Genomic DNA, 25,717 nt, shown 5'->3' with positions numbered 1-25,717 from the left:
CGAAGTTCTCGGAAGCCAGCTTGCCGATCGCCGCGAGCACCTCGGCGGCCTGCTGGCCGCTCGCCCCGACTCGCAACCGGTGACCTTGCTGGGCGTTGAGCGTCGCGACCATGCTCAGACTGCCCGCGTCGATCGGCCCTCGCCCGGTGTCCAGATCTGTCAGCGTCACCACAGCATCGAACGAGTTCACCAAGCCGACCAGCCGGGCCGCGGGCCGCGCGTGCAAGCCGTGCTCGTTGCTGACAACAACCTCCTGCGCCTGGTCGGACTCCGCTGCGACGGTCGTCTCAGCGGCCCCACCTCCGCCAAGATGATCCTGCTTGCCGAGCAGTCCGCGCTCGGCTTCGGCCGCGACCGTGTCGAGCGAGGCACCGGTGGACGCGGTGACGACCGCCGCCACCAACCCCTCGACCAGCGGCGCACTCGTCAGTCTCACGTGCGAAGCGACGTCGGGATCAACGAACTCCAGTGCCAGCTCCGCACTCAGCACCGCGCTGCCCAGGTCGAGCAGCACGAGTACGCCGTCCGGGCTGTCCGCCGTCATGATCGCCTCGGAGACCGCCATCGCGTCCGTGCCGAACGTCGTCGCATCCAGCCCGGCCGCGACCGCGATCACCGGACGGTTGTCAGCGGCAACCATCTCCGAGGCGAGCCCGACCGCCGCGGTCGCCAGCGCGTGGCTGTGCGACACGACCACGATCCCGATCATGCGAGGGTGCGGGCAGCCGACTCCAGCAACAGTGTGGTGCTCGTCGCCCCCGGGTCCTGATGACCGGCGCTACGCTCGCCCAGGTAGCTCGCGCGACCTTTCCGAGCGACCAGCGGGACCGTCGCGTCCCGGCCCTTTGCGGCCGCTTCCGCCGCCGCGGTGAGGGCACCGGCGAGATCCGCCCCGCCCGCGACCGCGGCGTCGTACGCGTCCAGAGCAGGCGCCCAGGCGTCGTACATGGTCTTGTCGCCGAGCTCGGCCTTGCCTCGTTGGAGGATGCCGCCGACGCCCGCCTTGAACGCCTCGCCGACCGTCGCCGGGGTCAGGTCGGCGCCGGCCAGCGCGGTCCCGAAGCGGAGGAAGAACGTGCCGTACAGCGGCCCGCTCGCCCCGCCGACCTTGCTGACCAGCGTCATCCCGGCCTTCTTCATCAGCTCGTCGACCGTCGCGAAGCTGGTCTCGTCCAGCAGCGCGACGATCGCCTGGAAACCACGGTCCATGTTGGCCCCGTGGTCCGCGTCGCCGATCGCCGAGTCCAGCTCGGTCAGGTACGCCGCGTTGTCGTGCAAGGAACTCGCGGCATCACGCAGCCAGTTGACGAAGTTGTCGACTCCCATGCTCACGCGCCCCAGCGTAGGCCGGGGGTGTTCACCGGTGCGTCCCAGAGACGTACCAGTTCGTCGTCCACCTTCAGCAGGGTGACCGAGCAGCCGGCCATCTCCAGTGAGGTGATGTAGTTGCCGACCAGCGAGCGGGCGACGGTGATCCCGGCCCGGTCGAGCAGTTGGGCCACCTCGTTGTACATCAGGTACAACTCGATCAGCGGCGTACCACCCATGCCGTTCATGAAGGCGATCACGGAATCGCCTTGCTGGTAAGGAAGATCGGACACCACCGGGTCGACGAGCATGGCGGCGATCTCGCGCGCCGGTGCCAGCGGCAACCGTTGCCGGCCGGGCTCGCCGTGGATGCCGATGCCGACCTCCATCTCGTTGTCGGCCAGGTCGAACGTCGGCTTGCCCGCCGCCGGGACCGTGCACGAGGTCAGCGCCATCCCCATGCTGCGGCCGTTGTCGTTGACCTTCTTGGCGAGATCCGCGACCTGCTGCAGCGGCTGGCCCTCCTCGGCGGCCGCGCCGACGATCTTCTCCAGCAGCACCGTCACACCGACGCCACGGCGGCCGGCGGTGTAGAGGCTGTCCTGAACGGCGACGTCGTCGTTGGTGACGACCGAGAGCACCTCGGTGCCCGCGTCGGCCGCGGCCAGCTCGGCGGCCATCTCGAAGTTCATCACGTCACCGGTGTAGTTCTTCACGATGTGCAGTACGCCGGCGCCCGCGTCGACCTCCTTGGTCGCCGCCATCATCTGGTCCGGCACCGGCGAGGTGAACACCTCACCCGCGCAGGCCGCGTCCAGCATCCCGAGCCCGACGAAGCCGCCGTGCATCGGCTCGTGCCCGGATCCACCCCCGGAGATCAGTCCCACCTTCCCCGGCCTCGGTGCGTCCTTGCGGTACACGATCCGGTTCTCGTGATCCACCCGCAACCGATCCGAATGCGCTGCCTCCATCCCCCGCAGCGCCTCACTCACAACATCACCAGGTTCGTTGATGAGCTTCTTCATGCCACCCATCTGAGCACACGCCCGCCCGGAACGGGAGCCCCCTGCTCAGACGGTCGCCGTGGCCTTCACCTCGGACAGCAACGGAATCGACCGGATCGGTCGGCTCAGCGTGAGCAGAAGAGACGCGACAGTGAGGATCGCACCCAGAACGCCCACCGCGGTCCGGTGCCCGAAGCTCGCCAGCATCACGCCGCCGAGGGCCGGAGCGAGCGGCTGGGAGCTGGTGGCAAGGAACATGACGGCACTCTGTGCCCGGCCTTGCAGATGGTCCGGTGTGATCAGCATCTGGTAGCCGAACAGACCTGAGTTGAGAGCCGGGAGCAGGAGCATCGCCAGGGAGAGCAGCACGATCAGTGCGGCAGGTGCACTGGTGAACGCGGTCGCGGTGAACGTGCACGCGACGATCCACGACCCGACGATCGCGATGGCGCCGGTGCTGAACATGGCCAGCAGTTTCGGGGTGAGGATGGCGCCGAGCAGTCCGCCGAGACCCATGCCGGTCTCCAGCAACCCGATCACCGACGGCCGGACGCCGCGCTGCTGCAGGTCGAGGATAAGGACCAGGATCGTCCCGTTGGCCGCGAAGTTCAGTGCGGTGGCGACCAGCGCGATCGTGCGCAGGGCGGGCTGCGCGAACAGCCAGGTGATACCGCCACGGATGGAGCGCAGCATCGGCTCGGGCTTGGCATCGTGGGTTTCGGGAGCACCCAGGGGGCGGCGGATCAGCGCCAGCAGCATGGTCATCACCAGGTACGACACTGCGTCGATCGCCACCGGGACCACGCGGCCGACGGTGTAGAGGAGCCCACCCAGCGGGGCACCGGCCAGACCAGCGACGTACCCACGGCCCTGGCTGGCGGCGACGGCGGTGCCGATGTCGTCAGGTGGGACGATCTGCCGGAGGGCCGCGGTTTCGGCCGGTAGGAAGAAGGCGGTGCTCACGCCGCTGCACAGGGCAACCGCGATCAGATGCCAGATGGTCAGCCGGTCCAGCCAGCCGGCGACGGCGACCGAGCCGTACAGTACGGCGCCTGCCGTGCCGCAGCTGATCAGAACCAGGCGGCGGCTCGTTCGGTCGACCAGGGCGCCGGCCGGCAAGGAGGACAGGGTGGCGCCCAGGGCGTACGCCGCTCCGACGAGACCGGCCTGCGCCGGAGAGCCGGTGATCGCCATGGCGAGCAGCGTGAAGACGAAGGTGCTCATCGCCGAGCCAAGGGCGCTGATCGTCTGACCGCTCAGCAGCTTGAGGTAGTCACCGTTGCGCAGTAGCCCCCGACCCGACATAACTCGGAGATTAGGTCGCTACCGGGTCAACTATGGTCGGCTTGCAGGTTGCTGCAGTCAGTCCTTCGGGCGCAGGAGCGGCCGGACGACCTCGCGGGCGTCGTGGATGCGGGACTTGACCGTGCCGAGCGGGGCGCCGACCTCGGCGGCGATCTCCTCGTAGGAGAGGCCGTAGACGTCGCGGAGGACGAGCGGAGTGACCATCTGGGGCCGGTCGCGCTCCAGGGTCTCGAGCGCCTCGAGCAGGTCCAGGCGGGTGCCGGCGATCACGCTGGTGGTGCGGGGGTCCGGCCTTTCCATCGTCTCCGGGTTGTGCGCGGCCTGGGCGGTGCGCTTCAGCTTGCGGTACGTCGACCGGGCCGAGTTCGCCGCGACCGAGTGGACCCAGGTGGAGAAGCTGCTCCGGCCGGAGTACGTGTGGATCTTGGTCGCGATGTTGAGCAGCGCCTCCTGGGCCGCGTCCTCGGCGTCGGCGGAGTACGGCAGCACGCTGCGGCAGATGCGCAGTACCCGCGGATGGACCAGCCTGAGCAGGTCGTCCATCGCGTTCTTGTCGCCTCCCTTGGCCCGTTCGGCCAGGGCTCCGAGGTCGTCCGTCGGGCTGGTGCTCTCGCTCATCTGCGCCTTTGCTGTCCTTCCGCCCCCGGCAGGGGACTCCCAGTGATCCATAATGCCTTGTATGGGGGTCCCGACCAGACTTGGCCGCTACGTCGTGCGCCGACGCCTGGGCTCAGGCGGTTTCGCTACGGTATGGCTTGCTCACGATGAGCAACTGGATGCCGAGGTCGCGATCAAGGTGCTCGCGGACAACTGGGGCCACGACGACTCGGTCCGGCGCCGGTTCCTCGAGGAGGGCCGGTTCCTGCGCCGGGTCGAGTCCGAGCACGTCGTCCAGGTGCACGACGTCGGTGAACTCGACGACGGCCGCCCGTTCCTCGTGCTCACGTACGCCGATCGCGGCACGCTGGCCGACCGGTTGAAGAAGCAACCGCTGCCGCTGGCCGAGGCGGTCGACGTCGTCGTCCAGGTCGGCCGCGGCCTGCAGGCGCTGCACCGACGCGGCCTGCTCCACCGCGACGTGAAACCGGCGAACGTTCTGTTCCGCAGCACCGACGAAGGCGAGCGGGCCGTCCTGTCCGACCTGGGCCTCGGCAAGTCGCTGGACGAGGTGTCACGGATCACAATGCCCGGCGGCACCCCGTCGTACGTCGCCCCGGAGCAGGCGATGGGTGAGCGGCTGGACCAGCGCGCCGACCAGTACTCCCTCGGCGCCGTCGCGTACGCCGCTCTGACCGGGCGGTCACCGCACCAGCTCGACGGCCTGGGTGCGGCCGGCCGGGTGGCGGCGCCGCCACCGCCGAGCTCACTCGGGTTCGAGTTGCCGGAGCAGGTCGATGCCGCGATCGTGCGCGCCCTGGATCCGGATCGCGAGAAGCGCTGGCCGGATGTGCAGTCCTTCACCCGTGAGCTCGTCGGGGGCCTGGACGAGACCACCCACGGGTTCGTCCCCGCGTCGTACGGCATCCGCGACACCTCCGTGGCCGACAGCCCGGCGGACGACAACGAGACGACCGCCTTCAGTGACGCCAACAAGCCCACGATCGTCAAGCCGGCGCCCGAAGAGCCCGAGGAGACAGCGCCCGCGGTCGCATCGGTCGAGCCCGCCACGGAGCCCGCGGTTGCTCCGAAACGCAAGCGGCGCCGAGGTCGATGGGTGCTCGCTGCAGTGCTGGCGCTGATCGTGGGCGGTGGGGTCGGCTTCGGAGCGCAGCGCTACCTGTCCGCGCGCGAGGTCGTGCCACTGTCTTACAGCTGGGTCAACCTGGAGATGCCCAAGGGCTGGGCCAAGTCGGTCGCCGACGCGGACTGGCAGCCGCCCGGCACGACCAACTCCTATCCGGCGCTCCGGGTCAGCCAGGACCCGAGCTGGTCGACGAGGTCGCCCGGGGTCTTCATCGGCATGACCGACGCGCAGGTCGTGCGCCTGTCGGTCGGCAGCGGCAAGTCGTTCGGCTGTGTCGCCGACGAGGAGGTCAAGACCTCGACGGTCAACGGTTCCGCGGTGACCGAGCGGTTCTCCACCGGCTGCGGCGACGGCAGCAGTATGCTCCTGCAGCGAGTCGTGGACACGGGGACCACCGGCTCGATGCTCGTTCAGGTCCTGGTACCGGCCGATGGCCGCGACCGGGCCCTCGAGATCGCCCACTCGGTGTCGTTCACCGGCTGACGAGCGCTTCTGTCCTGCTCGGTCCCGAGGAAGTCCCTGGTGTTGCGTTTCGCGTTCGATCGGCTGCGGCCGTCGCCTGCCCTGATCCAGTCCACCCGCCGCGGCTTCTACCGACTCCGCTCCACCATCTTCCGAGCCATCTGGCCAGTTGACTGATCCCGGGTCCGAGTACCGCGCCCGATGGTCAGCCAGGTGATGGCCAGGGCGAGTAGCCAGAGGGTGGTGCCGAGGTAGGCGAGGGTGTGGAGGCCGGTGATCATGCCGGCGGGGCTGCCGGCGATTGCGCCGTACAGAATGATGCCGACGGCACCGAATGCCTGCCGGCAGGTGTTGTTGACGCCGCTGGCGAATCCGGCGCGATCGGGTGGCAGTGAGGCGACGGCCGCGTTGACGACGGCGGCGGTGAGGAAGCCCATGCCGATGCCGAGGCCGAGCTCGACGGGGACGAGTTCGCGGTAACTGCCGTGGACCATAAGCAGGCAGGCCGATCCGGCCGCTCCAGGGACCAGGCCGATGGTCATGGGCAGTCGGGGTCCATAGCGGGCGGTGATGCGGCCGGACACTGGAGCGAGTACGGAGAGCGGCAGGAACAAGGGGATGAGCTCGAGACCGGCCCGGAACGCTTTGTGGCCAAGGTGTTCCTGCAGATACAGCGTCAGCACGAGGATCGTGCCGAGGCCGACCAGATTCATCAGGCCGGCGGTGACATTCGCGCCGACGAAGTCCTTGCCGATGCGCAGTGGGCTCCGCGTTCCCTGCCTGGCCGAGTGATGGTCAGGGATCAGGCGGAAGGCCAGTGGCAGGCCGACGGCGATGATCGGGAGGTTGATCAGGAAGACGGCCCGCCATCCGAGGCCACTGACCAGTGCACCACCCAGCAATGGGCCGGATGGTAGCGAGAGCGCTCCGGCGCCGGCCCAGATGCCGACCGCACGTGCCCTTGCCGCACGGTCGACGTACAGGTCGGTGATGACGGCCAGCGTGCCGGGGAGGAGCAGCGCGGCGCCGATGCCTTGTACGGCGCGCGCTGCCACGAGTAGCTCGATGTTCGGCGCCAAACCACAGCCCAGCGAGGCCAGACCGAACACAGCGAGGCCTGCAAGTACCACGCGCCGGTGGCCGATCCGGTCGCCCAGTGCACCGCAGACGAGGAGTAGCGCGGCCAGCGCGATCATGTAGCCGTCGACGACCCACTGCTGCCCGGCGAGCGTCGTACTGAGGTCGATCCGGATGTCCGGAAGGGCCACGTTGACCACGGTGACGTCGAGTTGGACCAGGAAGATCCCTACACAGAGGAGGGCGAGGAGCATGTGTTCCAACCTCGCACCGAATCACTTCGGGTTGCGTCGAAGTGTGACGGTGTGAGCATGGAGACATGGAGTTCACCGGGGATGCTGATGTGGCCCGCGCGGCCGCACTGCTGGCTGAGCCGGCCCGCGCGAAGGTGCTGATGGCGCTGGCGGACGGCCGGGCGCTCCCCGCGTCCCTGCTCGCGACAGAGGCCGGTGTGTCACCGCAGACGGTCAGCTCACACCTCCACAAGTTGCTGGACGGCGGTCTGCTGGAGATGGAGCGCTCCGGGCGGCACAGGTACTACCGGCTCGCCGGTCCCGAGGTGGCCGCGGCGGTGGAAGCCGTGGCACGCATCGCCAAGCCGCAGCCGATCAACTCGCTCCGGCAGAGCACCCGGGCCGCGGCACTCCGCGAGGCGCGTACCTGCTACGACCACCTGGCCGGCCGGCTCGGCGTTGCTCTGCTGGAAGGCTTGGTACGACGAGAGGCACTGGTGCGGACTGACGGCGGAACCGGCACGGACCGCCGGCCGGAGGACCCGCTGGCGCAGCAGCTACCGGATGGGCCGTACGCGTTGGGACCTGCGGCTTCCGAGGTTTTCGGCGAGCTGGGTGTCGACCTGTCGGAGAAGGCATCCGGCCGGCGGTTGCTGAGGTTCTGCGTCGACTGGAGTGAGCAACGGCATCACCTGGCCGGTCGCCTCGGTGCGATGGTCGCCAACGCAACGCTGGAACGGGACTGGGTACGCCGAAGGCCCCGCCAACGGGCAGTCGACCTCACCGACGCCGGTCGGCACGCTCTGGGCGACCTGCTCGGTTAGGGCGTGTCCCGGCGTACGACGCTCTTCGACGCGTGGTCGAGAACATCCATCAACGCGTCCTTGTCCTGCGGGAGACCGGTCGAGCTCATCTCGATCGCGCAGAGGCCACTGTCGTCGGCGACCCAGCGGACGATGACGTACCGGAGCACCCCTTCGGATGACTGCGACTCCGGCGGAAGATACGTGTAGGCGAGCGTGGCCTGGTCGTCCTCCACCTGCTGGGAAACGATCGTCAGCAGCTGGTTCTTGTCGAGTGCGTTGAGGTCCTTGATCCGCGCGGCCATCGACGCGGCCGGGGGACGGCTGATGGTGAAGCCGGCCTCGATACGGATCCAGCGCTTCGAGGTCGGATCGGTGAACCGGGCGTAGTTGGGCGGATCGGGCTGGGTGATCCGCCAGTTGTACGGCACCCGGGCGCTGACGTGGGACTTGACCACGAGCTCCGCGGTGAACGACCGGGTCCGGTAGCTGAGGTCGTCCGCCTGCAACGCGGGCCTGTTGTCGGGCTTGGGTGTGCGCGTCGGCGCAGTGGCCGTCACCGAAGGCGTCGGTGTCGTGGTCCCGAGCGGAGCCGCCGCGCCGGACGCCACCGCGGGCTGCGCCTCGCCGATCAGCAGTCCGATCCCGTATCCGCCCGCGCCTCCGAGGGCCGTGATCACCACGAGCCCGGATCCCAGCAGGGCGCCAACAGTCCCCCGACGAGCCACGCCTGCCTCACCTCCCCACTTGAAGCCCTACTTCAATGACACTTCAGCACGCCGCAAAGGTTGCGGCCGTCCGGTAACGATTCCATGAAAAAGCTGCCCGTCCGGGCAACAGACCTCCGATGGCACCGGCTCAGCCGGTCTCGCGAACCGACTGGGTGGCCCGGAGCAGGACCTCGCCCAGCGCGTCCGAGTCGTCGGGCAGGCCGGTGATGCTCATCTCCACGTTGGCCAGGTCGTCACCGTTGGTCGAGACCCACCGGACGATCACATAGCGCAGGGTGTCGGTCGGAATGTAGGTGTAGACCAGCGTCGAGACCGTCCGCAGCTGGTCGTCGTCGCCCACGATCTGCTCGGTGGTCTGGGACTGGATCTGCAGGTCGTCCTGCGGCGGCAGGCTCTTCTTCAGGTCGATGATGAGGCCCGCCAGCGCGTCCTTGGTGGGGATCGGCGGGCGGTTCGCCTCCACCCGGACGCCCCGCTCGTTGCGGGGATCGAGGTACTTGACCTCGGCCGGACGCTTCGGGTCCGTCTTGAAGTGCCAGCCGTCCGGTACCTCGATCGCCATCTGCACCGACTGGTAGTCCTTCGGCGAGACCGTGAACGTACGCCGCCGGAAGCTCACGTCGGTCTCGAGCGGCGGGATCGTGTTCGGCACCGGAGTCTTGACCGGCAGCGGGGGATCGGACGGTGTCTGGGACGGCGTCGGCCCGGCCGGCGTCACCTGACCGAGCGGGGCCGCATCACCGGAGGCCGTCGCCGCCGGGATGTCCCAGCGATCGCCGGCGAAGTAGCCGCCGGCCGCCCCGAGGACCGTGATCAGCAGCAGAACGATGACCAGAATCGGACGTTTCACCGGCCCACCGATCCGCGGTTCGGCGCCGGCTCGGTGGCGTCGAGGAGGGCGTCGTACGGCGGGACCCGGAGGCTGCCGGAGGGTCGGCTCGAGGGCAGGCTGCAGCGTCCGGGCAGCCGCGGAGCGTACGGCGGGCTGACCGGTCGGGCGCAGGCGGTCGCGGACACATCCTCATCTTCTCAGGCGACCCGGGCACGGACCCAAAACGTGTGATCCGGTTTTCCCGCCGACCCGAACTGAATCCTTTCAACGAGGTCTTGACACCTCTTCGGGGCGACCGTAGCGTCCCGCGTGAAAAAAGTAACACGAATGCGCGATTACTTCACATCTCACAGCGGTACTTCGAAGGCGGCTCTCGCCTCGCTCAGGAGGAACACATGGCACTCGATCAGACCGTCAGCCGGCGGCGTCTCCTGCAGCTGATGGGAGGCGCCGCCGCGGTCGGCACACTGGCGGCCTGCGGAGGCAACGGCGGCGGCTCGTCGTCGTCCGGCGGGCAGCTGAAGGTGATCGGCGCCGGCAGCCAGGAGGCCGGCCTGCGCAAGGCCCTCGACGACTACAAGAAGGCGAACCCCGACTTCGACTTCAACCTCTCGTTCTCGCCCGCCGACCAGTTGCAGACCGCGCTCCGCGCCCAGCTCGCGGCCGGCAACGCGCCCGACATGCACGCGGTCTACCCGGGCAACGGCAGCGCGATGTCGATGGTCCAGCTCAGCAAGGCGAACCTGCTCACCGACCTCAGCGCCCAGTCCTGGACGCAGAAGATCCCGGAAGGCTTCAAGGGCGCCTTCCAGCAGGACGGCAAGACGTTCATCTTCTCGCCCGGCACCAGCGTGCTCGGCGCGATCTACAACAAGAAGGCGTTCGCCAGCGCCGGCGTCGAGCCGCCCACGACCTGGTCGGAACTGCTGACCGTCTGCGACAAGCTGAAGAAGAAGGGCATCGTCCCGATCGCGCTCGGAGCGCAGACCCCGTGGGTCACCCAGCTGATCGACTACGCGCTGGTGCCCGGCACGGTCTACGCGAAGAACCCGGACTTCGACGACAAGATGATCGCCGGCAACGCGTCGTTCGGCGACTCCGGCTGGGCCGACGCGATGGACAAGTACCTGGAACTGCAGAAGAAGGGCTTCTTCAACGACAACCCGAACGGGACGACGTACGAGCAGGCCACCTCGATGGTCGGCACCGGCAAGGCCGCGATGGCCGTGCAGGTGTCCGCGGTACTGCAGGCGTTCCGGGACGCGTCGCCGTCGCCGGACGACCTCGGCATGTTCCCGTTCCCGGCCACCGACGTTGCGGCCGACAACTGGATCCCGGGCGGCATCGTGGTCGGCATCGCGGTCAGCGCGAAGAGCAAGAAGGCCGAGCAGGCCAAGAAGTTCATCGAGTACTGCGGGCAGCCGGAGGTCGTGAGCGCCTGGTCCCAGGCGGTCGCCTGCGTTCCGCTGTACTCCGACGGCGACTCGAAGGTCGACCCGGTGCTGACGTCGTTCCTGCCGTACCTGAAGGACAACAAGGCCGTGCCGTTCATGGACCAGCGCTGGCCGAACGCCGAGGTCCAGCCGACCCACTTCGCCGTCGTCCAGGAACTCCTCGGCGGCAAGACGACGGTCCAAGGCGCACTGAAGAAGATGGACGAGGCCTACCGGAAGACGGCATGACGGCGCTGATGCCGCGCCTCCGGCGCGGCGGGTCATGGGGCTGGTACTCCCGTCCTTCCCTCGTCACTCCGGTCGCTTCGCTCCCTGCGCTCCTCAGTCCAGGACGGGAGGCCCCATGACCGTCACCGCTCCGCCGGTTGCGCCGGTACGGCGGGAGGCTTCGAAACCACCGCGGCGGCGGGGCGGCGGGGTTGCGCCGCCGTGGTTGTTCGCAGCGCCGGCCCTGGTCGTCTACGCGCTGGTGATGCTCTACCCGAGCATCGTCGGCGCGGGATCGGCGTTCACCGACTGGTCCGGCGTCGGCGAGGCACGGTCGTTCGTGGGCGTGGACAACTTCAAGCAGTTGGTGCACGACGACCAGGCGCTGGGGGCGCTGCGGAACACGTTGTTGCTGACCATCGCGATCGTCGTCGTACAGAACGGGATCGGCCTGCTGCTCGCCCTCGGCGTACACACGAACATCAAGAGCCGGATGGCGTTGCGGGTGATCTTCTTCGCGCCGGTCGTGGTCAGCCCGGTGATGGTGTCGTTCCTGTGGAAGTACGTCTACAACCCGGCGCCGGACGCGGGCCTCAACGCGGCCCTGAACGCGATCGGGCTCGGTGGTCTCCGGCAGGACTGGCTCGGGAACCCGTCGCTCGCGATCTGGTCGGTCGCGTTCACGGTGATCTGGCAGTGCGCGGGGTACTCGATGGTGATCTTCCTGGCCGGGCTGGAAGGCGTACCGCAGGAGTTGCACGAGTCCGCGATGGTGGACGGTGCCGGGACGGTCGCGCGGTTCCGGCACATCACCTGGCCGCTGCTCGCGCCGGCGGTGACGATCAACGTGATGCTGTCGACCGTGGGTGGGCTGACGTTGTTCACCCAGATCATCGCGATGACGAACGGCGGGCCCGGGTACGCGACGGACACGTTGTCGACCGTTCTGTACAAGCAGGCCTTCGTGTACGGGAAGTTCGGTTACAGCACGGCCGTCGCGCTGGTCCTGGCGATCTTCGTCGCGGCGGTCTCGTTCATCCAGATCGGGTACCTGCGATCGAGGGAGACGGCGGCATGAGGACCGGCTATCGTCCGCGCACGTTCGTGCTCGAGATCGTCATGGTCGCGGTGGCGATCGCATTCCTGTTCCCCGTCTATGCGCTGGTGACGCTGGCGTTCAAGGATCCGCAGCAGATCGCGAACAAGCCCCTGTCACTGCCTTCGCCACCGTCGGTCGGCAGCTTCGGGGAGGCGTGGCAGTCCGCGTCGCTCGGATCGGCGTTGCTGCACAGCACGTTGATCACTGTCGCCAGTGTGATCGTGCTGATCGTTCTCGGGTCGCTGGCGGCGTACTTCCTCGCCCGCACCGTGACGCGGCTCAGCTACAGCCTCTACATCCTGTTCCTGGTCGGCATCATCCTGCCGTTCCAGCTCGGGATGATCCCGCTGTATCAGCTGGTCAACGACATGGGTCTGCTCGGAACGTACCAGGGCATGATCCTGTTCTACACGGGCATCCAGTTGCCGTTCACGGTGTTCCTGTACACCGGGTTCATCCGCTCGCTGCCGGCCGACTACACCAACGCGGCGCTGATCGACGGGGCCTCGCACCTGCAGGCGTTCGCGCATGTGATCTTCCCGCTGCTCCGGCCGATCACCGGGACCGTGCTGATCCTGAACGCCGTACACATCTGGAACGACTTCTTCACCCCGCTGCTGTATCTGGGCGGCTCGGGCCGGGAGACCGTCCCTGTCCGGGTCTTTGCCTTCGTCAACGAATACACCTCCGACTACGGGCTCGTCGCGGCCGGTCTCGTTCTCGCGGCGCTGCCGATCCTGGTCGTCTTCCTGATCCTCCAGCGGTACGTCATCCGCGGCTTCTCCAGTGGTCTGAAGGGATAACTGTGGCTCTCCCCGAGCGCCTGGCGTCGATCCTCACCGATCCGACCAGGGCCTTCTCACCTGCGCCCCTGTGGTGGTGGAGCGGTGAGCCGCTCGACCCGGCACGGCTGCGCTGGCAGCTGGAGCGGTTCGTCGAAGGTGGCGTGTACCAGCTCGTCGTCATGAACCTGGCGCCGGCCGGGACCGACCACGGCTGCGACGCCGACGACCCGCCGTTCTTCTCCGAGGGGTGGTGGGAGATCTTCCTCGGCGTCTGCGACGACGCTTCGGAGCTCGGGGTGTCGTTGTGGTTCTACGACCAGTTGGGGTTCTCCGGGGCGGACATCCAGGCGCGACTGGTAGCTCGGCAGCCTGCCTTTGCGGGTCGTCGTCTGCAGCGGCTGACCGTGACTGGCACCGGTCGGTTGGTACTCCGTTGCCCCGCCGGGGGCCGCGTTCTGGCGGCTGTGCTCGGCTCCGAGCCTGTGCCGGTCGTTGATGGCGTTGTCGAGTGCGAGGCTTCTTCCGAATCGCGCCTGTCCTTGTTCTACGAGACCGATCACGGGTTCGACTACCTCAGTCCGTCCGCGTGTGCCGCGTTGCTCGACCAGGTGCACGGGGAGTTCGAACGACGGTTGGGGGATCGCCTCGGCCAGGTGGTCGTGGGCTCGTTCCAGGACGAACTGCCATCCGTGCCGACCTGGTCTGCCGACTTCGCCGAACGGTTCGTCGCGCGTTACGGGTACGACGTTCGCGAGCATCTGGCTGCTTTGTGGGATCTCGACGTACCGGATGGTGCTCGCGTACGGCGGGACTATCACGCGTTGCGGGCTTCGCTCTCGGAGGAGGCGTTCTTCCGGCCGCTGCACGAGTGGCACGAGAAGCACGGGCTGATCGTCGGGTGCGACCAGCAGGATCCGGCGCGGGCCGGACGTCCGGTCGAGGGCGTGGAGTTGTACGCGGACTACGCGCGTACGCACCGGTGGTTCAGCGCACCGGGGTCCGATCATCACGGCGATGCTCGGATCCACTCATCGTTGGCGCATCTGTACGACCGGCCGCGGACCTGGATCGAGGCGTTCCATTCCACGGGGTGGGGCGGAACGTTGGAGGAGACGTTCGACTGGTTGCTGCCGTGGTTGCGGACCGGCGCGACGCTCTACAACCCGCATGCCGTCTACTACACGACCCGCGCCGGCTGGTGGGAATGGGCGCCCCCGGCAACGGATTGGCGCCAACCGTACTGGCGCCATCACAAATCCTTCGCCGATGCGGTGACGCGGCTGTGCGCCGTGCTGTCGCTGGGGCGGCATGTTTGCGATGTCGCCGTGCTCTTCCCCACGACAACCGCTCAATCGGACACCTCGTTGAGCGGCCCTGGGCCAGCTGCCTTGCGTGCTCAGGAGACCTATCGCGAGCTGATCGGTGACGCCACCTGGTTCGCCCCGGTGCCCGGCGTACTCGACCGGGCGCGGATCGACGCCGACGTGATCGACGACGAATCGTTGGCAAACGCAGAGGTGCGTGCCGCTGCCCGCCCGCGGTTGTGCGTTGCCGACGAGTCCTACGCCGCGGTGGTGTTGCCTGCGGCAACTGTGCTCGAGGACGAGGTGGCGGGGCGACTCTCCGAGTTCGTCGTCGCCGGTGGGCTGGTAGTTGCTGTCGGCACCGTTCCGCCCGGCCTGCCGGAGGGCGTCGTACTCGTCTCCGCGGCCGCCGAGGTCCCCGAGGAGCTCGGGAGGTTGCAGCGACGGGTCGAGGCCGACGTGCCGGTGCTGGCTCGCGAGGTCGACGGTTCGTTGGTCGTGTTCGTCACGCCCACGGAATGGAGTGCGACAGAGATCGCGGGACCGCCGGTAGGGCGCGGGATCAGTCATGAATGGGCGAGTGTCGGCTACACCTTCGATCCTGGGCGCTATCGCCGCGAGGTCGTCGTACAGGTCCGCGACGTACCGGGACCGCCGCTGCTCGTGGATCCGTTCGGTGGTGAGCCTCGAGCCCTTGCCCACAAGGCTGTCGGCGACCTGACCGAGGTCGTCGTACCGTTCGACGCCGGTCCCGCGGCCCTGCTGGTGTTTGCCTCGGGCAACCCATCGGCGTCTCTCGACGTCCCGATGGTGCGGGAGGTAGAGACACTGGAGGGCGATTGGGACGTGGCGCTGATCCCGACGCTCGACAACAGGTGGGGCGACTTCGCCTGGCCGGCCTCGCCGTCCTCGGGTTCCGTGGTCGAGCGGTGGGCACTCGAGCACCGTGTCGAGGGCTTCGGCGACTGGCGACCGGCCCACGCGACGTTCGGGCCGCACGGCCTGATCGACGGCCGGCCGATCGAGTACTCCGAGAAGCTCGGCATCCACAAGGACCCGATCCACCATCACGCACTCGGTCCGAAAGGCCACGTCCCCGAGGACTTCCTCGACTTCGGCTCCGTGTCCGCCGGCGACACCGTGACCTTCACCGCCGCGTTCACGGTGGAGGCTTTTGAGACCACGGTCGTTGTCGGCGCCGCCGCGGCCAAGGAGCTCCTGATCGACGGCAGTCTCGTCCCGATCACCGACTTCGGCGGTCACTTCGCGTCGGGCGCCGTCAGCCTCGCAGCCGGTCCACATCACCTCGAACTCCGGTTGACTCCCGAGGTGGATCTCCACCTCCGCGCGAATGTCGCTTTCGTCCGCGACGTCACGTCGTACCGCCGCCCTGAATGGATCGCTGTGGACGAACCGCCGGAACCCGGCACCGCGATCCGCTACACCACAACCGTCGTACCGGGAGACTGCTCCGAGCTGACCCTGACGGCGTGGGGCTCCGCGAAGCTGTTCGTCAATGGTGCGGAGGTCGGGCGGCAGGGCGGGTTCATGCCGTACGAACGCACAACGCCGCGAGTCCGCCGGTACGACGCTTCGTCGGCGCTGCATCCGGGGGCCAACACGATCGCCGTCGAGGTCACTCAGCCGACCCCGATCCTCGTCGACGGCTTGGCCATCAGCGACCACCATTGGCAGGCTGAGATCGCGGACGCCGTCGTACCAACAGTCCGGCGCCGGCCGCAACACCGTGCCCTGGCCGACCTGTACCTGACCCGCCGACCACACCCGTTGCCCGCCGCTTCCTGGCTCGACGGCACCCCGACGACTGCTCTCGAGTCGTCCGCGGTCGTGCCCGTGACGTTCGCCGTACCGCGGTCGGCTCCGGAGCGCATCGAACACCTCCGCTTCGACCTCCCACCAGGCACGACCCGCCTCGAGCTCGACGTGGTCGGCGAAGCAGTCCTCACGATCGACGGCACCGAACTCACCACCACCGGCCAACCCTCCGCCGCCGACCCCACCGGCACCGGCCAACCGTCCGCCGCCGACCCGGCCGGACAACCGTCTGCCGGCGTCCCCATCGGCGCCGGCCACCTTGACGTCGCCGTACCTGCGGGCTCCCGCGTCGGGTGGCTCACTGTCCTCACCCAACCCGGCTTAGAGGCCGGCGCCGCCCTCGCCGGACCCATCCGCGCCCACGTCGGACCCGGCCGCATGTCCCTCGGCAACTGGGAAGACCAGGGCCTGTCGGAGTACTCCGGCGGCGTCCGCTACACCCGCGAACTACACATCCCCGAGGCCCGCGATCTCCAGCTCGACCTAGGCCGTGTCCGCGGCACCGCCGAGGTCTTCCTCGACGGCATCTCCGTAGGCACCCGCTTCTGCACCCCCTACACCTACAACCTGCCCGCCACCCCCGGCGGCCCCCACACCCTCACCATCGAAGTCTTCAACACCCTCGCCCCCCACCTGAACGCCACCAGCCCCACCCACTTCATCTTCCCCACCCAAAAAACCTCCGGCCTCCACGGCCCAATAACCCTCAGCACCAGCTAGTTCCCCACGCCCGACGCGCGTCACTCCTTCGTCGCTTGCTTGCGCGGCTCCCGCCCGCCGGGGAGGAGGAAGCGTTGGTAGGTGGTGAAAGGGGTGAAGCCTGTTCGGTGGTAGACGGGGGTGCCTGATTCGGTGGCTTGGAGTACGACGGTGTTGGCGCCGTGGTCGAAAGCCAGGCGGGCGGCTGTGGCGGTGACGAGGGTGCCGAGGCCTCGGTTGCGGGCGGTGGGAGTGGTTGCTACCCAGTAGATGCCTGCGGTGCTTCCGTTGTGGATGACCATCGCGCAGGACGCGGGCGTGCCGTTCACTCGCGCGACTACGGCGGTGACGTTGCGGGCCAGCAATGCATCCGGGGAAGCGAACTGATCGACCGCCTCGGCGGCCCGGCCACCGTCGACGAAGACGTCGCGGTGTACTGCGGCGAAGTCTTCGGAGTCGGCACGGTCGGTCACCCGCACCAGCTCGACATCGGCGGATACGGCGGGCTCCGGTGGCGGTGTGCGTAGTGCCATGCCTGGCGCGGTGGACCGGAGTTCGAACCCGCGGGCCCGGGTCTCCTCAGCCAGGTCCTGGTCTCGATGAGTGGCGACCCACAGCACCATGGCCCGATCATGCGCCGCCCCGAACGCGCGGGCTTCGTCCAGGACTCGGCCAGGGGCGGTATCGGGGTTCACTCGCATCGCCGTGTTGTGGAACGCCCCCGCGAAGTCGGTCCTGGACGCCACCAGCAGAGTGCCCGCGCGTCGAGTCGTCACGGCCCCATCGCCGTACCGACCAAAATGCTCGAGCGCCGCCTCGACATTGCGGTCCGCCGCCGCACACAGGTCGATGTCGTCCCCGCTCCCAGCAGTACGCATGATTCAGGACACTAGTGCCCGCAAGCCGCGCGACGAGCCGCGGCTTGCGGGCGCTCTGGTCAGGGGGTGGGGATGGCGCCTAGTTGGCGTAGCTGGGAAAGGGTGTCGACTACGCCCCAGGTCTTGGAGATTCGCCCGCCGGTGACGCGGAAGATCATGATCTCCTTGTAGGTGATGCGTCTTCCGGTGGGCGCGATGCCCATGAAGTCGCCCTCGTGAGTGCCGGTGACGGTATTGCGGCAGACGAGTTTGTCGCCTTCTGCGATCACGTCCTCGACGTGAACGTCGAGGTCGGGGAACGCGTGCAGGAGCAAGGACCAGACCTGCTTCACGGCCTCGACGCCGGTGGCGTCGATCGGCAGCGGAGTGCCGAGCTCGACGTTCGGGTCGAAGAGTTCGTCGATGGTCTTCGCGATGACGTCGGGATCGGTGCTGTTCATCGCTTCGTGCAGACGGGCGAAGATCGCCTTGGTGGTTTCGGTGGTTTCTGACATGGGGTTCTCCTGGATGGTCATTTCTGCAGGACTGCCTGGATCTCGAGGGTGATCGACACCTTGTCGCCGACCACGACGCCGCCGCCGTCCATCGGGATGGTGTTCGTCATGCCGAAGTCGCGCCGGTTGATCTGCGCGGTCGCCGAGAAGCCGGCCCGCTGTCCGCCGAACGGGTCCGCGGTGAAGCCGTTCACCTCCACGGCGAGCGGTACCGGACGGGTGACGCCGTGCACCGTCAGCTCACCGTCGATGATCCAGCCGTCGTCGGCTGCACGGACGGCGGTGGAGCGGTAGGTCATCGTCGGGTACTTCTCGACCTCGAGGTAGTCCGCGGTCCGGAGGTGGTTGTCCCGCGGTTCGTAGCCGGTCTCCAGCGACCCGAGGTCGATCGTCGCGGTGACCGACGAGTCCCGCGGATCCTCGCCGGTCACGATCGTGACGTCGTACGTCGTGAACCAGCCGCGGACCTTGGTGACCATCAGGTGGCGGGCGGAGAAGGCGATCTCGGAATGTGCCGGGTCGGCTGTCCAGGTGCCGGGCAGATACCCCGGGATCAGTTCGTGGGCAAGGTTGGAAAGTTGGTCGCTCATACCCAGGTGACGAACGAACGATCGCCCTGGGGACAGCGCGGATCAGAGTCGTTCGAGCTGCCGGGCCAGGAACCGTCGTTCCGGTGTCGTGGTGGCCAGATCGAGCGCGCGCCGGTACGACGCTCTGGCCTCGGCGTCGCGGTGGAGACGCCGAAGCAACTCGCCGCGGGTCGAGTGGAAGTAGAGGTAGCCGTCCAGCTCGAGGCGGTCGACCGTGCGCAGCGCCTCGGCCGGGTCACCGGCCTGCGCGACCGCAACGGCGTAGTTCAGCTCGACCACCAGGGAGCTGGTGAGTTCGACCAGGCGCCGGTACAACGTGGCGACCTGGGGCCAGTCGATCTGTTCCCGCGTCTGGAGGGATGCGATCGCGGCTTGTACGACGTACGGTCCGCGGCCGCCCAACGCGATCGCCTGGTCGAGCAGGGCCCGGCCGGCCGCGAGTTGAGGCCTGTCCCAGAGTGAGCGGTCCTGGTCGTCGAGCAGTACGAGATCCTCACCGGAGAAGCGGGCTCGGCGCCGGGCGTGGTGGATCATCATCAGCGCGAGCAGCCCGTGAACCTCCGGCTCATCCGGCATCAGCGCGGTGAGCACCTGCCCCAGGCTGATGGCCTCGGCGCCGAGGTCGACGCGACCGCTGTAGCCCTCGTTGTAGATCAGGTAGATGACGGCCAGCACAGCGTCGAGGCGGTCCGGCAGCAGGTGTGCGGCAGGGACAGCGAACGGGATGCCGGCCGCCTTGATCTTGTTCTTCGCGCGGGTCAGCCGGCGCTTCATGGTCTCCTCGGAGACCAGGAACGCCCGGGCGATCTCGGCGGTCTGCAGGCCGCCGAGGGCACGTAACGTGAGCGCCACCTGGCCTTCGAGCGGAAGAGCCGGATGACAGCAGGTGAAGATCAGCTCGAGCCGTTCGTCCTTGATCGCGGTGTCGTCGAACTCGTCCATGACGACCTCGGGTACAGGTAGCAGGTGGATCTTCTCGGCCAGGGTGCGCTCCCGGCGGATCCGGTCGATCGCGCGGTTGCGCGCCGTGGTCGTCAGCCACGCTGCCGGGCTGGACGGCGTACCTTCCGTCGGCCAGCGGTGGGCCGCGATGACGAACGCCTCCTGGACGGCCTCCTCGGCCTTGTCGAAGTCACCGAGGAACCCGACCAGCGAGGCAAGTACCCGGCTCCACTGCTCGCGGAACACGTCCTCGAGCGTGCTCAACGGCGTACCACCGGCCTGATCTCCACGCCGCCGCCGAGCCGGGCCGCGGGGATCCGGGCCGCGAGGTCGATCGCGTCGTCCAGGTTGGCCGCCTCGATGACGCAGAATCCGCCGAGCACCTCCTTGGTGTCCGCGAACGGGCCGTCGGTCGTGAGCGTCCGCCCACCGGCCACCCGCACACTCGTCGCCGTCGCAGCCGGGGCCAACTGCGCCATGTCGACGAAGCGGGAGTCATGGGCCAGTTCGGAGTACTCCGCGTGCACCTCGTCCGGCGGCGCCGCGTCGTACTCAGCCTCGTTGTAGACAATCAGGGCGTACTGCATCACAACCTCCAGACAGTCGTCTCTCACCCCCCTGACGAACGACCGCCCAGAAATGCGACACGATCTACTGCGCGAGCTCGGAGCGCGCCTGCATGAGAGCGAACCCGAGGAGGTTGAGCCCGCGCCAGGACGCGGGCTCACCGGCCCGCGGATCGTCCGCCGCGAGCCCGATCCCCCAGATCCGGTCGAGCGGACTGGCCTCGACCAGCACCCGGTCCTTGGTGTTGACCAGGTACGTCCGAAGCTCAGGATCCTGCCCGAACTTCGCCACGCTGCCGGCCACCACGATCCCGAACCGCTGCGCTGTCCAGACGTTCTCGTCGAACCCCCGGATCTCCCGCCCAAGCGCCTTCGCGGCCCCCGGGCTCGGCGCGGCCAGGATCTTCGCCAGCGTCTCGTCATCCCCGAACAGCCGAGCCTTCCCAGCCATCATGTAATGCTCCGCGCTCGCGTAGTCGACCCCGTCCACACTGAACCGCGCAGGCCGCCACTGACTAAGACACCCGGCCCCAACGCTCCCGTCCCGCTGCCCCCGATGCCCCCAAAAGAAGAGGAACTTGACCCGCTCGCCCTCCGCCATAAGTCGCTGAAGTTCCACAACGTCGCTCGGCATCCGACCAGCCTGGCAGTGGACCGGCCGGGTTGCCACCAGGTTTCGGCTAGGTCTGGTCTTGGGTGTCGGTGAGGTGGGACAGGAGGGTCAGGGCTGCTTGGTGGCGGGCTTGGGCGTAGGTCTTGAGGGTGGGGGTGACTGCGGTTGGGTCGGTCAGGGGTTCGGTCAGGGGATAGGTCGAGGCGAGGGTGTAGGCGCAGCCGACGGCGACTGTGGAGGTCAGGTCGTCTGGACGGGCGGCCGGGTGTTCGTCTCGGTAGGCCGCAAGGAGGTCGGGCAGGCCGGTGATCCACTGGTCGCCGAGGAGGATGGTCCGGGGGTCGCAGCCGATGCGGGCGATCTCCCAGGAGACGTAGCGGGGAGTCGGCGGCATGAAGTCGATCACGGCTGCAACGTCGTCGCCGCGCAGCATCAGGTTCGGCGAGGCGAGGTCGCCGTGGACGATCTGCTCGGTGAGCTTGGGCAAGCGCGCCAGGATCGCATCGACATTGTGCAGCAGTCCCCGCCGCTGCTTCGCCGCATCCAACGCCCACTCCTCGAACGGGCTGAGTGTTCCGCGTCGGCTGTACTCCGTGATCAGCCAGTCGAACCGCGCACGGGACCGATCCGCGTCCCTCAACCCGGCCGCGGGGCGCACCGTGGGCGCGGCCGCCGGGTGATCGGCGAGGCGGCGGTGAAGCCGGCCGAGTACGGCGCCAACCGCCTGCCACCGCCCGCCGGTGAGTCCACCTTCGGCGGTCTCGGCATCGGCGACGTACTCCCAGACGGACATCGGCAATGGACCCGCCACTTCGATCAGTTCGCCGGCACGGGTACGACGTACGCCCGGCACCGGCACGCCTCCGGCTCGGGCGAACTCGGCCAGTTCGACCGCAGCCCGTTCGCTCTGCAGGACTGTGCGGTCGCAGTAGACCTTCGCGAACCACTGATCACCCTCGTGATCGGTGATGCGGAAATTCAACGTCGCCGTCCCCGCGGCGATCCTGGTGATCTCGGCCGGCTGCATGCCATAGGCAACGATCAACGTGTCGGCCACCAGCTGCTCGTCCGTGAGTCCTGACGGCTCGCGCATGAGCCCCACTCTCTCACGCGGCCGGACGGTAGACTCCGGCATGAGGGAAAGCGACATGCGCATGCTGGACTGGGCGGCCGCAGCGGTCGGCTCGGGTGCCAGGATCATCGACGTACGGACGCTCCACGATGGCCAAGGGCCGTGGCGGCTGAGCATCGAACACCGCGGTCGTACGGCGGCCTTCGTACTGCGGGCACCGACTCCGCGGATCGGCGCCGCCATGGTTGCCACCGCTGCCGCCGCACTGGAGGTGGCCGAACGGCATGGGCTCCCTGCGCCGCGCCTGGTCGACGCCGACCTCCGGGGCGAGGTGCCGACGACGCTCGAGACCCTCGTCCCAGGGACGACAGCATGGCCGACTCCGTCCGTTGAACGGTTGCGTGCTGCCGGTGCCGCGCTCGCTCGTGTGCACACCGTCGAGATGCCTCCGAGCGACGACCTGCCGTTCCGCCCGCGGCCGATCGCTGTGGACGACTTCGCCGGTGATCGCCGCCGTGGCCGGATGCCGACGACACCGCTCCTGAAGGCGGCCGATGAACTGGTCACGGCGATCGACAGTCCGCCAGAGGAGAACGTCTTTCTCCACGGCGACGTCTGGCCCGGCAACCTGATCTGGTCCGGTGATGAGGTCGCGGCATTCATCGATTGGAAGACCGCAGGCGTCGGCGCACCGGGGGTCGACCTGTGTGAGCTCCGCAAACAGGTCGCGATCACCTTCGGACCGGATGCGCCCGATCACGTCCTCGACGGTTGGCAACGCGCAACCGGCACCAAGGCGAACGACGTTGCCTACTGGGACGCCGTAGCCGCCCTCAACACCCCCACCGAGCTGGACGGAGCCCCGACTCCCCGCCGCGACGCATTCCTGCAGGACGCAATGATTCGGTTGGCGCGTTAAGGCTTCATTGTCCGAACGCCCAGGCCGCCATCAGCGGGAGTTCGTCCCGCCAGAACGGATCACCGTGCCCTCCTGCCCGCTCGGTCATGACGACGTCGGCGTTTGCGTCGCGCAGCGCCTCCGCCCAACGGGCCGCGTTCTCTTGGAAGAACGGCTCTTCCGTGCCCGCGACGAGATAGGTGCGTGGCAGTGAGGTCTGCATGTCGCCGGGCGGCTTGTAGCCTCCGCCGGGAGACGCGCTGAAGATCGCGCCGTAGATGTCGGGATGGCGAAGTCCGATGGCGAGTGCCAGTTCGCCGCTGGCCGAGACACCGAAGACCGCCGTACGTGCGGCGGGCAAGGCGACGCCGAAGCGTGACTTCGCCCAGTCGCGGAGGTCCTCGACGAAGAACGTCTCGTGTGCCGCGAACCGTTGCGCGTCGAAACCCGGTGAGTACTCGTAGAGCCGCTCCATCTCGTCGTCCAAGCGGTGTGCGGCGACGATCATCGTCGGCGGTACGTCGGCCGCCTCGTTGAGGAACGCGCCCCACTGCGAGATCAGCTGACCGTCGCCGGCGTACACGACCGCCTGGGGCGTTTCGGATGGGACGTACGCCGTGACCTGCCGGCCACCGTCGTACTCGAACGTCTCGGTGACGAACTCGTCCGGCATCGTGCGCCTCCTGGTTGGTAGCGACTCATGGCCAACCTAGTCCCGCGAGAGATCACAGCGACGGTGCGCGTAGCTACGATCATCTGGTGACTCGCCGATTCCCACCGGCTGCGGCTGACGAACGCACGATGCTGACCGGCTGGCTGGACGTGCAGCGTGCCACGGTCAGGCTGAAGTGCGCCGGCCTGACGGACGAGCAGGCTCAACTCGCCGTACTGCCGTCGTCGCCCCGGATGACTGTGAAGACGCTGGTCGCGCACCTGCGCTGGGTGGAGCTGTCCTGGTTCGAGACCAGCTTCCTGGGTGCGCGTGAGTTGGCTGTCCAAGACCCTCTCGAGCTCCCGCAACCGCCCGGCGCCTCACTCGATGAACTGCTGGACGAGTACGACGAGCAGTGCGCCCGATCCCGCGAGATCGTTGCCGCTCACGAACTCGACGAACTCGAGGCTTGGGCGCCCGAAGGTCTGGATCTTGTGTCACTCAGGTGGATCATCACCCACCTGCTCGAAGAAACCGCGCGCCACCTGGGCCACCTGGACGCCCTCCGGGAACTGACCGACGGCATCACCGGCTACTAGCCCGCTGCCTAGTACACCTCGATGCGGTCGAGGCTGATGATCGTGCTGCCGGAGGCTGGGTTCTTGTCGCCGGTGACCCGGACCTTCAGGGTGTGCGGGCCGGCGGGGAGGGTCGGCGTGGTGTAGATGAGTTGTTCGCCGACGCGGATCGAGCTGTAGTAGTCGATCCGTTGTTCCGGACCCCCGTCGACGGAGATGCCGGCGATCCCGTTGCCGGTGTCGACGACGCTGAGGAGGGCGGCTTTGGTGCCGGTGAAGCGGATGGTGGCGGACGCGTCCCGTTCACCGCTCCAATGGTCGTTGCCCCAGAAGCATTGGTTGCCGCAGCCGGAGCCAGAGTTCCAGTTACCGGCGTACTCGACCTGGTTGAGCCCGGTCCCGGTGTCGAAGTCGTTGATCCAGTAGTTCGACGAGCCCGGATCACCCGACGGCAGGGTCTGAGTCGCGCCGGCAGCCAGCGGCCGCCCGAGGTTCGGCGTGCCGTCGGCGTTCCAGCCGATCTTCTGTACGCGCGTGGTCCGGAAGGAATACGTGTAGGTGCTGGTGTTCTTGCCGTGGTACGCAATCCAGTCCTGCGTCCCGTCGGGCGACTTGAAGAACGAGTGATGACCCGGACCCCAGACCCCGGTCTGGTCGTTCCGGGAGAAGATCGGCCCGGCGTGCTGCACCCAGTTCGACGCGACCATCGGGTCGGCGCCGTTCGCGATGCTCTTCATCCACAACTGGTAGTCCGGCTTGCCGGTGTCGCAGGTCGAGTAGGTGAGGAAGGTCCGCGTGGCGCCGTACAGCGGGGTCGGCCCCTCTCGCACCTCGCTGCACCCGCCGTCCGCCGGGATCGCCACGCGCGCGCCGGTAGACGTCCACGGGTTGCTCATCCGGACGATGTAGAGCTGCGCCGGCCCACCCTGACCGCGGCCGGGCCCGGTCCAGACGAAGTACTGCTGCCCGTTCACCGTGATCGGCTCGCCGTCGATCGCGTACTCGCCGAAGTCCGCGATCTTCGCCTTGAAGTTGTACGGCCCGAGCGGATCGTCGCCGGTGGACTCGAGCACGTACATCCGGTGGTTCGTGTCGACCCCGTCGGAGGCCGTGTAGTAGATGTACCAGCGCCCGCCGACATGCCGGAACGCCGGCGCCCACATCTGCGTGTTGCGGCTGGTGTCGGTGTCCCGCCAGACCACCTGCTCCGGCTGGACGAGCAGCGTCGCCAGGCTCGGTGACGACCAGATCCCGATCCGGTCGCCGCGCGTGGTCGCGACGTAGTACTTGCCGTTGTAGAACATCAGCGACGGATCCGCCGACGGGTTCACCGGATTCCGGAAGTTCTGTGACGCCACCACGCTCTCCTGTCGCTCGGCGGCTGGAGCGGTGGTGGCCAGGCCGCCGGTCAGCACGACGGCGAGCATGGTGCAGAGGACGGGGCGGAGGAACCTCATGTCGCACCTCTTCCAAGTGGACCTGTCGGTAGTTCTATGCCGCCTCTACCAACGTTGTAAACCCTTCCTACCAGGATCGAATACCACCCGCCGG

Annotated in this window: 24 protein-coding genes and 2 pseudogenes; 8 read left to right on the top strand and 18 right to left on the bottom strand. The window is 68.1% G+C overall.

Features of this window, described 5'->3' with window-relative positions:
- Nucleotides 1–25: 25 nt before the first annotated feature.
- From ACGFH6_RS18065 to ACGFH6_RS18040, 6 genes and pseudogenes are all read right to left on the bottom strand, one after another.
- Nucleotides 26–247 (bottom strand): annotated as a pseudogene (locus ACGFH6_RS18065) (HPr family phosphocarrier protein); the annotation flags it as partial.
- Nucleotides 248–298: 51 nt separating this feature from the next.
- A pseudogene (gene dhaM / locus ACGFH6_RS18060) lies at nucleotides 299–709 on the bottom strand (dihydroxyacetone kinase phosphoryl donor subunit DhaM); the annotation flags it as partial.
- Nucleotides 706–1,326, bottom strand: coding sequence for a dihydroxyacetone kinase subunit DhaL (gene dhaL / locus ACGFH6_RS18055; protein WP_393386709.1), 621 nt, complete (start codon nucleotides 1,324–1,326; stop codon nucleotides 706–708). The pseudogene dhaM and the gene dhaL, both read right to left, overlap by 4 nt.
- 2 nt (nucleotides 1,327–1,328) lie before the next feature.
- Nucleotides 1,329–2,333: a dihydroxyacetone kinase subunit DhaK gene (gene dhaK, locus ACGFH6_RS18050; protein ID WP_393384973.1), complete on the bottom strand. Its 1,005-nt coding sequence runs from the start codon at nucleotides 2,331–2,333 to the stop codon at nucleotides 1,329–1,331.
- Between the two features lie 45 nt (nucleotides 2,334–2,378).
- Nucleotides 2,379–3,617 (bottom strand): MFS transporter, encoded by a 1,239-nt coding sequence (locus ACGFH6_RS18045; RefSeq protein ID WP_393384972.1) that lies wholly within the window; start codon nucleotides 3,615–3,617, stop codon nucleotides 2,379–2,381.
- 57 nt (nucleotides 3,618–3,674) lie between these two features.
- The gene (locus ACGFH6_RS18040) at nucleotides 3,675–4,235 is read right to left on the bottom strand and encodes an RNA polymerase sigma factor (RefSeq protein WP_393384971.1); all 561 of its coding nucleotides are present in this window, start codon (nucleotides 4,233–4,235) and stop codon (nucleotides 3,675–3,677) included.
- A gap of 61 nt (nucleotides 4,236–4,296) precedes the next feature.
- Here ACGFH6_RS18040 and ACGFH6_RS18035 point away from each other — a divergent pair, with 61 nt between their 5' ends.
- Nucleotides 4,297–5,844: a protein kinase gene (locus ACGFH6_RS18035; protein WP_393384969.1), complete on the top strand. Its 1,548-nt coding sequence runs from the start codon at nucleotides 4,297–4,299 to the stop codon at nucleotides 5,842–5,844.
- 107 nt (nucleotides 5,845–5,951) lie between these two features.
- Here ACGFH6_RS18035 and ACGFH6_RS18030 read toward each other — a convergent pair whose 3' ends face one another.
- On the bottom strand, nucleotides 5,952–7,154 hold the full coding sequence (locus ACGFH6_RS18030) for an MFS transporter (protein ID WP_393384968.1): 1,203 nt from the start codon (nucleotides 7,152–7,154) through the stop codon (nucleotides 5,952–5,954).
- Nucleotides 7,155–7,219: 65 nt separating this feature from the next.
- Between ACGFH6_RS18030 and ACGFH6_RS18025 the strand changes: the two genes are divergently transcribed.
- Entirely contained in the window at nucleotides 7,220–7,957 is a 738-nt protein-coding gene (locus tag ACGFH6_RS18025; RefSeq protein WP_393384966.1) for an ArsR/SmtB family transcription factor, read from the top strand.
- Here the strand turns inward: ACGFH6_RS18025 and ACGFH6_RS18020 are convergent.
- Together ACGFH6_RS18020 and ACGFH6_RS18015 are read right to left on the bottom strand one after the other, a co-directional pair.
- On the bottom strand, nucleotides 7,954–8,664 hold the full coding sequence (locus tag ACGFH6_RS18020; RefSeq protein ID WP_393384964.1) for a hypothetical protein: 711 nt from the start codon (nucleotides 8,662–8,664) through the stop codon (nucleotides 7,954–7,956). The two genes, ACGFH6_RS18025 and ACGFH6_RS18020, sit on opposite strands and share 4 nt — an antisense overlap.
- Nucleotides 8,665–8,794: 130 nt before the next feature.
- Nucleotides 8,795–9,517: a hypothetical protein gene (locus tag ACGFH6_RS18015; RefSeq protein ID WP_393384962.1), complete on the bottom strand. Its 723-nt coding sequence runs from the start codon at nucleotides 9,515–9,517 to the stop codon at nucleotides 8,795–8,797.
- Nucleotides 9,518–9,894: 377 nt separating this feature from the next.
- Here ACGFH6_RS18015 and ACGFH6_RS18010 point away from each other — a divergent pair, with 377 nt between their 5' ends.
- The 4 genes from ACGFH6_RS18010 to ACGFH6_RS17995 all read left to right on the top strand — a co-directional run bounded on the left by ACGFH6_RS18010 (nucleotide 9,895) and on the right by ACGFH6_RS17995 (nucleotide 16,904).
- A complete protein-coding gene (locus ACGFH6_RS18010) occupies nucleotides 9,895–11,181 on the top strand; it encodes an ABC transporter substrate-binding protein (protein WP_393384961.1) in 1,287 nt (428 codons plus the stop codon).
- A 115-nt stretch (nucleotides 11,182–11,296) separates the two neighbouring features.
- Nucleotides 11,297–12,238: a carbohydrate ABC transporter permease gene (locus tag ACGFH6_RS18005; protein ID WP_393384959.1), complete on the top strand. Its 942-nt coding sequence runs from the start codon at nucleotides 11,297–11,299 to the stop codon at nucleotides 12,236–12,238.
- A complete protein-coding gene (locus ACGFH6_RS18000; protein ID WP_360456407.1) occupies nucleotides 12,235–13,062 on the top strand; it encodes a carbohydrate ABC transporter permease in 828 nt (275 codons plus the stop codon). Before ACGFH6_RS18005 ends, ACGFH6_RS18000 begins: the two co-directional genes overlap by 4 nt.
- Before the next feature lie 2 nt (nucleotides 13,063–13,064).
- Nucleotides 13,065–16,904 carry a hypothetical protein gene (locus tag ACGFH6_RS17995; RefSeq protein WP_393384957.1) on the top strand — a complete coding sequence of 1,280 codons (3,840 nt, stop codon included), beginning with the start codon at nucleotides 13,065–13,067 and terminating at the stop codon, nucleotides 16,902–16,904.
- A 20-nt stretch (nucleotides 16,905–16,924) separates the two neighbouring features.
- Here ACGFH6_RS17995 and ACGFH6_RS17990 read toward each other — a convergent pair whose 3' ends face one another.
- From ACGFH6_RS17990 to ACGFH6_RS17960, 7 genes are all read right to left on the bottom strand, one after another.
- Entirely contained in the window at nucleotides 16,925–17,761 is an 837-nt protein-coding gene (locus ACGFH6_RS17990) for a GNAT family N-acetyltransferase (RefSeq protein WP_393384956.1), read from the bottom strand.
- A 59-nt stretch (nucleotides 17,762–17,820) separates the two neighbouring features.
- Nucleotides 17,821–18,255, bottom strand: coding sequence for an ester cyclase (locus ACGFH6_RS17985; RefSeq protein ID WP_393384955.1), 435 nt, complete (start codon nucleotides 18,253–18,255; stop codon nucleotides 17,821–17,823).
- Between the two features lie 17 nt (nucleotides 18,256–18,272).
- Nucleotides 18,273–18,845: a YceI family protein gene (locus ACGFH6_RS17980; protein ID WP_393384953.1), complete on the bottom strand. Its 573-nt coding sequence runs from the start codon at nucleotides 18,843–18,845 to the stop codon at nucleotides 18,273–18,275.
- Nucleotides 18,846–18,887: 42 nt separating this feature from the next.
- Nucleotides 18,888–20,051 (bottom strand): RNA polymerase sigma factor, encoded by a 1,164-nt coding sequence (locus ACGFH6_RS17975; protein WP_393384951.1) that lies wholly within the window; start codon nucleotides 20,049–20,051, stop codon nucleotides 18,888–18,890.
- On the bottom strand, nucleotides 20,048–20,374 hold the full coding sequence (locus ACGFH6_RS17970; protein WP_393384949.1) for a YciI family protein: 327 nt from the start codon (nucleotides 20,372–20,374) through the stop codon (nucleotides 20,048–20,050). Before ACGFH6_RS17970 ends, ACGFH6_RS17975 begins: the two co-directional genes overlap by 4 nt.
- Nucleotides 20,375–20,438: 64 nt before the next feature.
- Nucleotides 20,439–20,954, bottom strand: a complete 516-nt coding sequence (locus ACGFH6_RS17965) for an NADAR family protein (RefSeq protein WP_393386702.1) — start codon at nucleotides 20,952–20,954, stop codon at nucleotides 20,439–20,441.
- Between the two features lie 79 nt (nucleotides 20,955–21,033).
- Nucleotides 21,034–22,059, bottom strand: coding sequence for a phosphotransferase enzyme family protein (locus tag ACGFH6_RS17960; RefSeq protein WP_393384947.1), 1,026 nt, complete (start codon nucleotides 22,057–22,059; stop codon nucleotides 21,034–21,036).
- A gap of 40 nt (nucleotides 22,060–22,099) precedes the next feature.
- Here ACGFH6_RS17960 and ACGFH6_RS17955 point away from each other — a divergent pair, with 40 nt between their 5' ends.
- Complete coding sequence (locus tag ACGFH6_RS17955) at nucleotides 22,100–22,957, top strand: phosphotransferase family protein (protein WP_393384945.1); 858 nt, start codon at nucleotides 22,100–22,102, stop codon at nucleotides 22,955–22,957.
- A gap of 4 nt (nucleotides 22,958–22,961) precedes the next feature.
- Here ACGFH6_RS17955 and ACGFH6_RS17950 read toward each other — a convergent pair whose 3' ends face one another.
- Nucleotides 22,962–23,609 (bottom strand): alpha/beta hydrolase, encoded by a 648-nt coding sequence (locus ACGFH6_RS17950; RefSeq protein ID WP_393384944.1) that lies wholly within the window; start codon nucleotides 23,607–23,609, stop codon nucleotides 22,962–22,964.
- An 86-nt stretch (nucleotides 23,610–23,695) separates the two neighbouring features.
- On the opposite strand from ACGFH6_RS17950, the gene ACGFH6_RS17945 reads away from it, so the two are divergent.
- Nucleotides 23,696–24,187 (top strand): DinB family protein, encoded by a 492-nt coding sequence (locus ACGFH6_RS17945; RefSeq protein ID WP_393384942.1) that lies wholly within the window; start codon nucleotides 23,696–23,698, stop codon nucleotides 24,185–24,187.
- An 8-nt stretch (nucleotides 24,188–24,195) separates the two neighbouring features.
- Here the strand turns inward: ACGFH6_RS17945 and ACGFH6_RS17940 are convergent, their stop codons facing one another.
- Nucleotides 24,196–25,623 (bottom strand): family 43 glycosylhydrolase, encoded by a 1,428-nt coding sequence (locus ACGFH6_RS17940; protein WP_393384940.1) that lies wholly within the window; start codon nucleotides 25,621–25,623, stop codon nucleotides 24,196–24,198.
- Nucleotides 25,624–25,717: the final 94 nt, after the last annotated feature.

Origin of the sequence: Kribbella sp. NPDC049227 (genome assembly GCF_043197265.1) — a bacterium.
Taxonomy (GTDB): domain Bacteria; phylum Actinomycetota; class Actinomycetes; order Propionibacteriales; family Kribbellaceae; genus Kribbella.
The sequence above is the reverse complement of the archived record's forward strand: the minus strand, read 5'-3'. Positions and strand labels throughout refer to the sequence as shown.

What these genes read in the sequence shown, in the direction of transcription:
- dhaL (WP_393386709.1), bottom strand. Translation starts at nt 1,326, where the DNA reads ATGGGAGTCGACAACTTCGTCAACTGGCTGCGTGATGCCGCGAGTTCC.
- dhaK (WP_393384973.1), bottom strand. Translation starts at nt 2,333, where the DNA reads ATGAAGAAGCTCATCAACGAACCTGGTGATGTTGTGAGTGAGGCGCTG.
- ACGFH6_RS18045 (WP_393384972.1), bottom strand. Translation starts at nt 3,617, where the DNA reads ATGTCGGGTCGGGGGCTACTGCGCAACGGTGACTACCTCAAGCTGCTG.
- ACGFH6_RS18040 (WP_393384971.1), bottom strand. Translation starts at nt 4,235, where the DNA reads ATGAGCGAGAGCACCAGCCCGACGGACGACCTCGGAGCCCTGGCCGAA.
- ACGFH6_RS18035 (WP_393384969.1), top strand. Translation starts at nt 4,297, where the DNA reads ATGGGGGTCCCGACCAGACTTGGCCGCTACGTCGTGCGCCGACGCCTG.
- ACGFH6_RS18030 (WP_393384968.1), bottom strand. Translation starts at nt 7,154, where the DNA reads ATGCTCCTCGCCCTCCTCTGTGTAGGGATCTTCCTGGTCCAACTCGAC.
- ACGFH6_RS18025 (WP_393384966.1), top strand. Translation starts at nt 7,220, where the DNA reads ATGGAGTTCACCGGGGATGCTGATGTGGCCCGCGCGGCCGCACTGCTG.
- ACGFH6_RS18010 (WP_393384961.1), top strand. Translation starts at nt 9,895, where the DNA reads ATGGCACTCGATCAGACCGTCAGCCGGCGGCGTCTCCTGCAGCTGATG.
- ACGFH6_RS18005 (WP_393384959.1), top strand. Translation starts at nt 11,297, where the DNA reads ATGACCGTCACCGCTCCGCCGGTTGCGCCGGTACGGCGGGAGGCTTCG.
- ACGFH6_RS18000 (WP_360456407.1), top strand. Translation starts at nt 12,235, where the DNA reads ATGAGGACCGGCTATCGTCCGCGCACGTTCGTGCTCGAGATCGTCATG.
- ACGFH6_RS17990 (WP_393384956.1), bottom strand. Translation starts at nt 17,761, where the DNA reads ATGCGTACTGCTGGGAGCGGGGACGACATCGACCTGTGTGCGGCGGCG.
- ACGFH6_RS17985 (WP_393384955.1), bottom strand. Translation starts at nt 18,255, where the DNA reads ATGTCAGAAACCACCGAAACCACCAAGGCGATCTTCGCCCGTCTGCAC.
- ACGFH6_RS17980 (WP_393384953.1), bottom strand. Translation starts at nt 18,845, where the DNA reads ATGAGCGACCAACTTTCCAACCTTGCCCACGAACTGATCCCGGGGTAT.
- ACGFH6_RS17970 (WP_393384949.1), bottom strand. Translation starts at nt 20,374, where the DNA reads ATGCAGTACGCCCTGATTGTCTACAACGAGGCTGAGTACGACGCGGCG.
- ACGFH6_RS17965 (WP_393386702.1), bottom strand. Translation starts at nt 20,954, where the DNA reads ATGGCGGAGGGCGAGCGGGTCAAGTTCCTCTTCTTTTGGGGGCATCGG.
- ACGFH6_RS17960 (WP_393384947.1), bottom strand. Translation starts at nt 22,059, where the DNA reads ATGCGCGAGCCGTCAGGACTCACGGACGAGCAGCTGGTGGCCGACACG.
- ACGFH6_RS17955 (WP_393384945.1), top strand. Translation starts at nt 22,100, where the DNA reads ATGAGGGAAAGCGACATGCGCATGCTGGACTGGGCGGCCGCAGCGGTC.
- ACGFH6_RS17950 (WP_393384944.1), bottom strand. Translation starts at nt 23,609, where the DNA reads ATGCCGGACGAGTTCGTCACCGAGACGTTCGAGTACGACGGTGGCCGG.
- ACGFH6_RS17940 (WP_393384940.1), bottom strand. Translation starts at nt 25,623, where the DNA reads ATGAGGTTCCTCCGCCCCGTCCTCTGCACCATGCTCGCCGTCGTGCTG.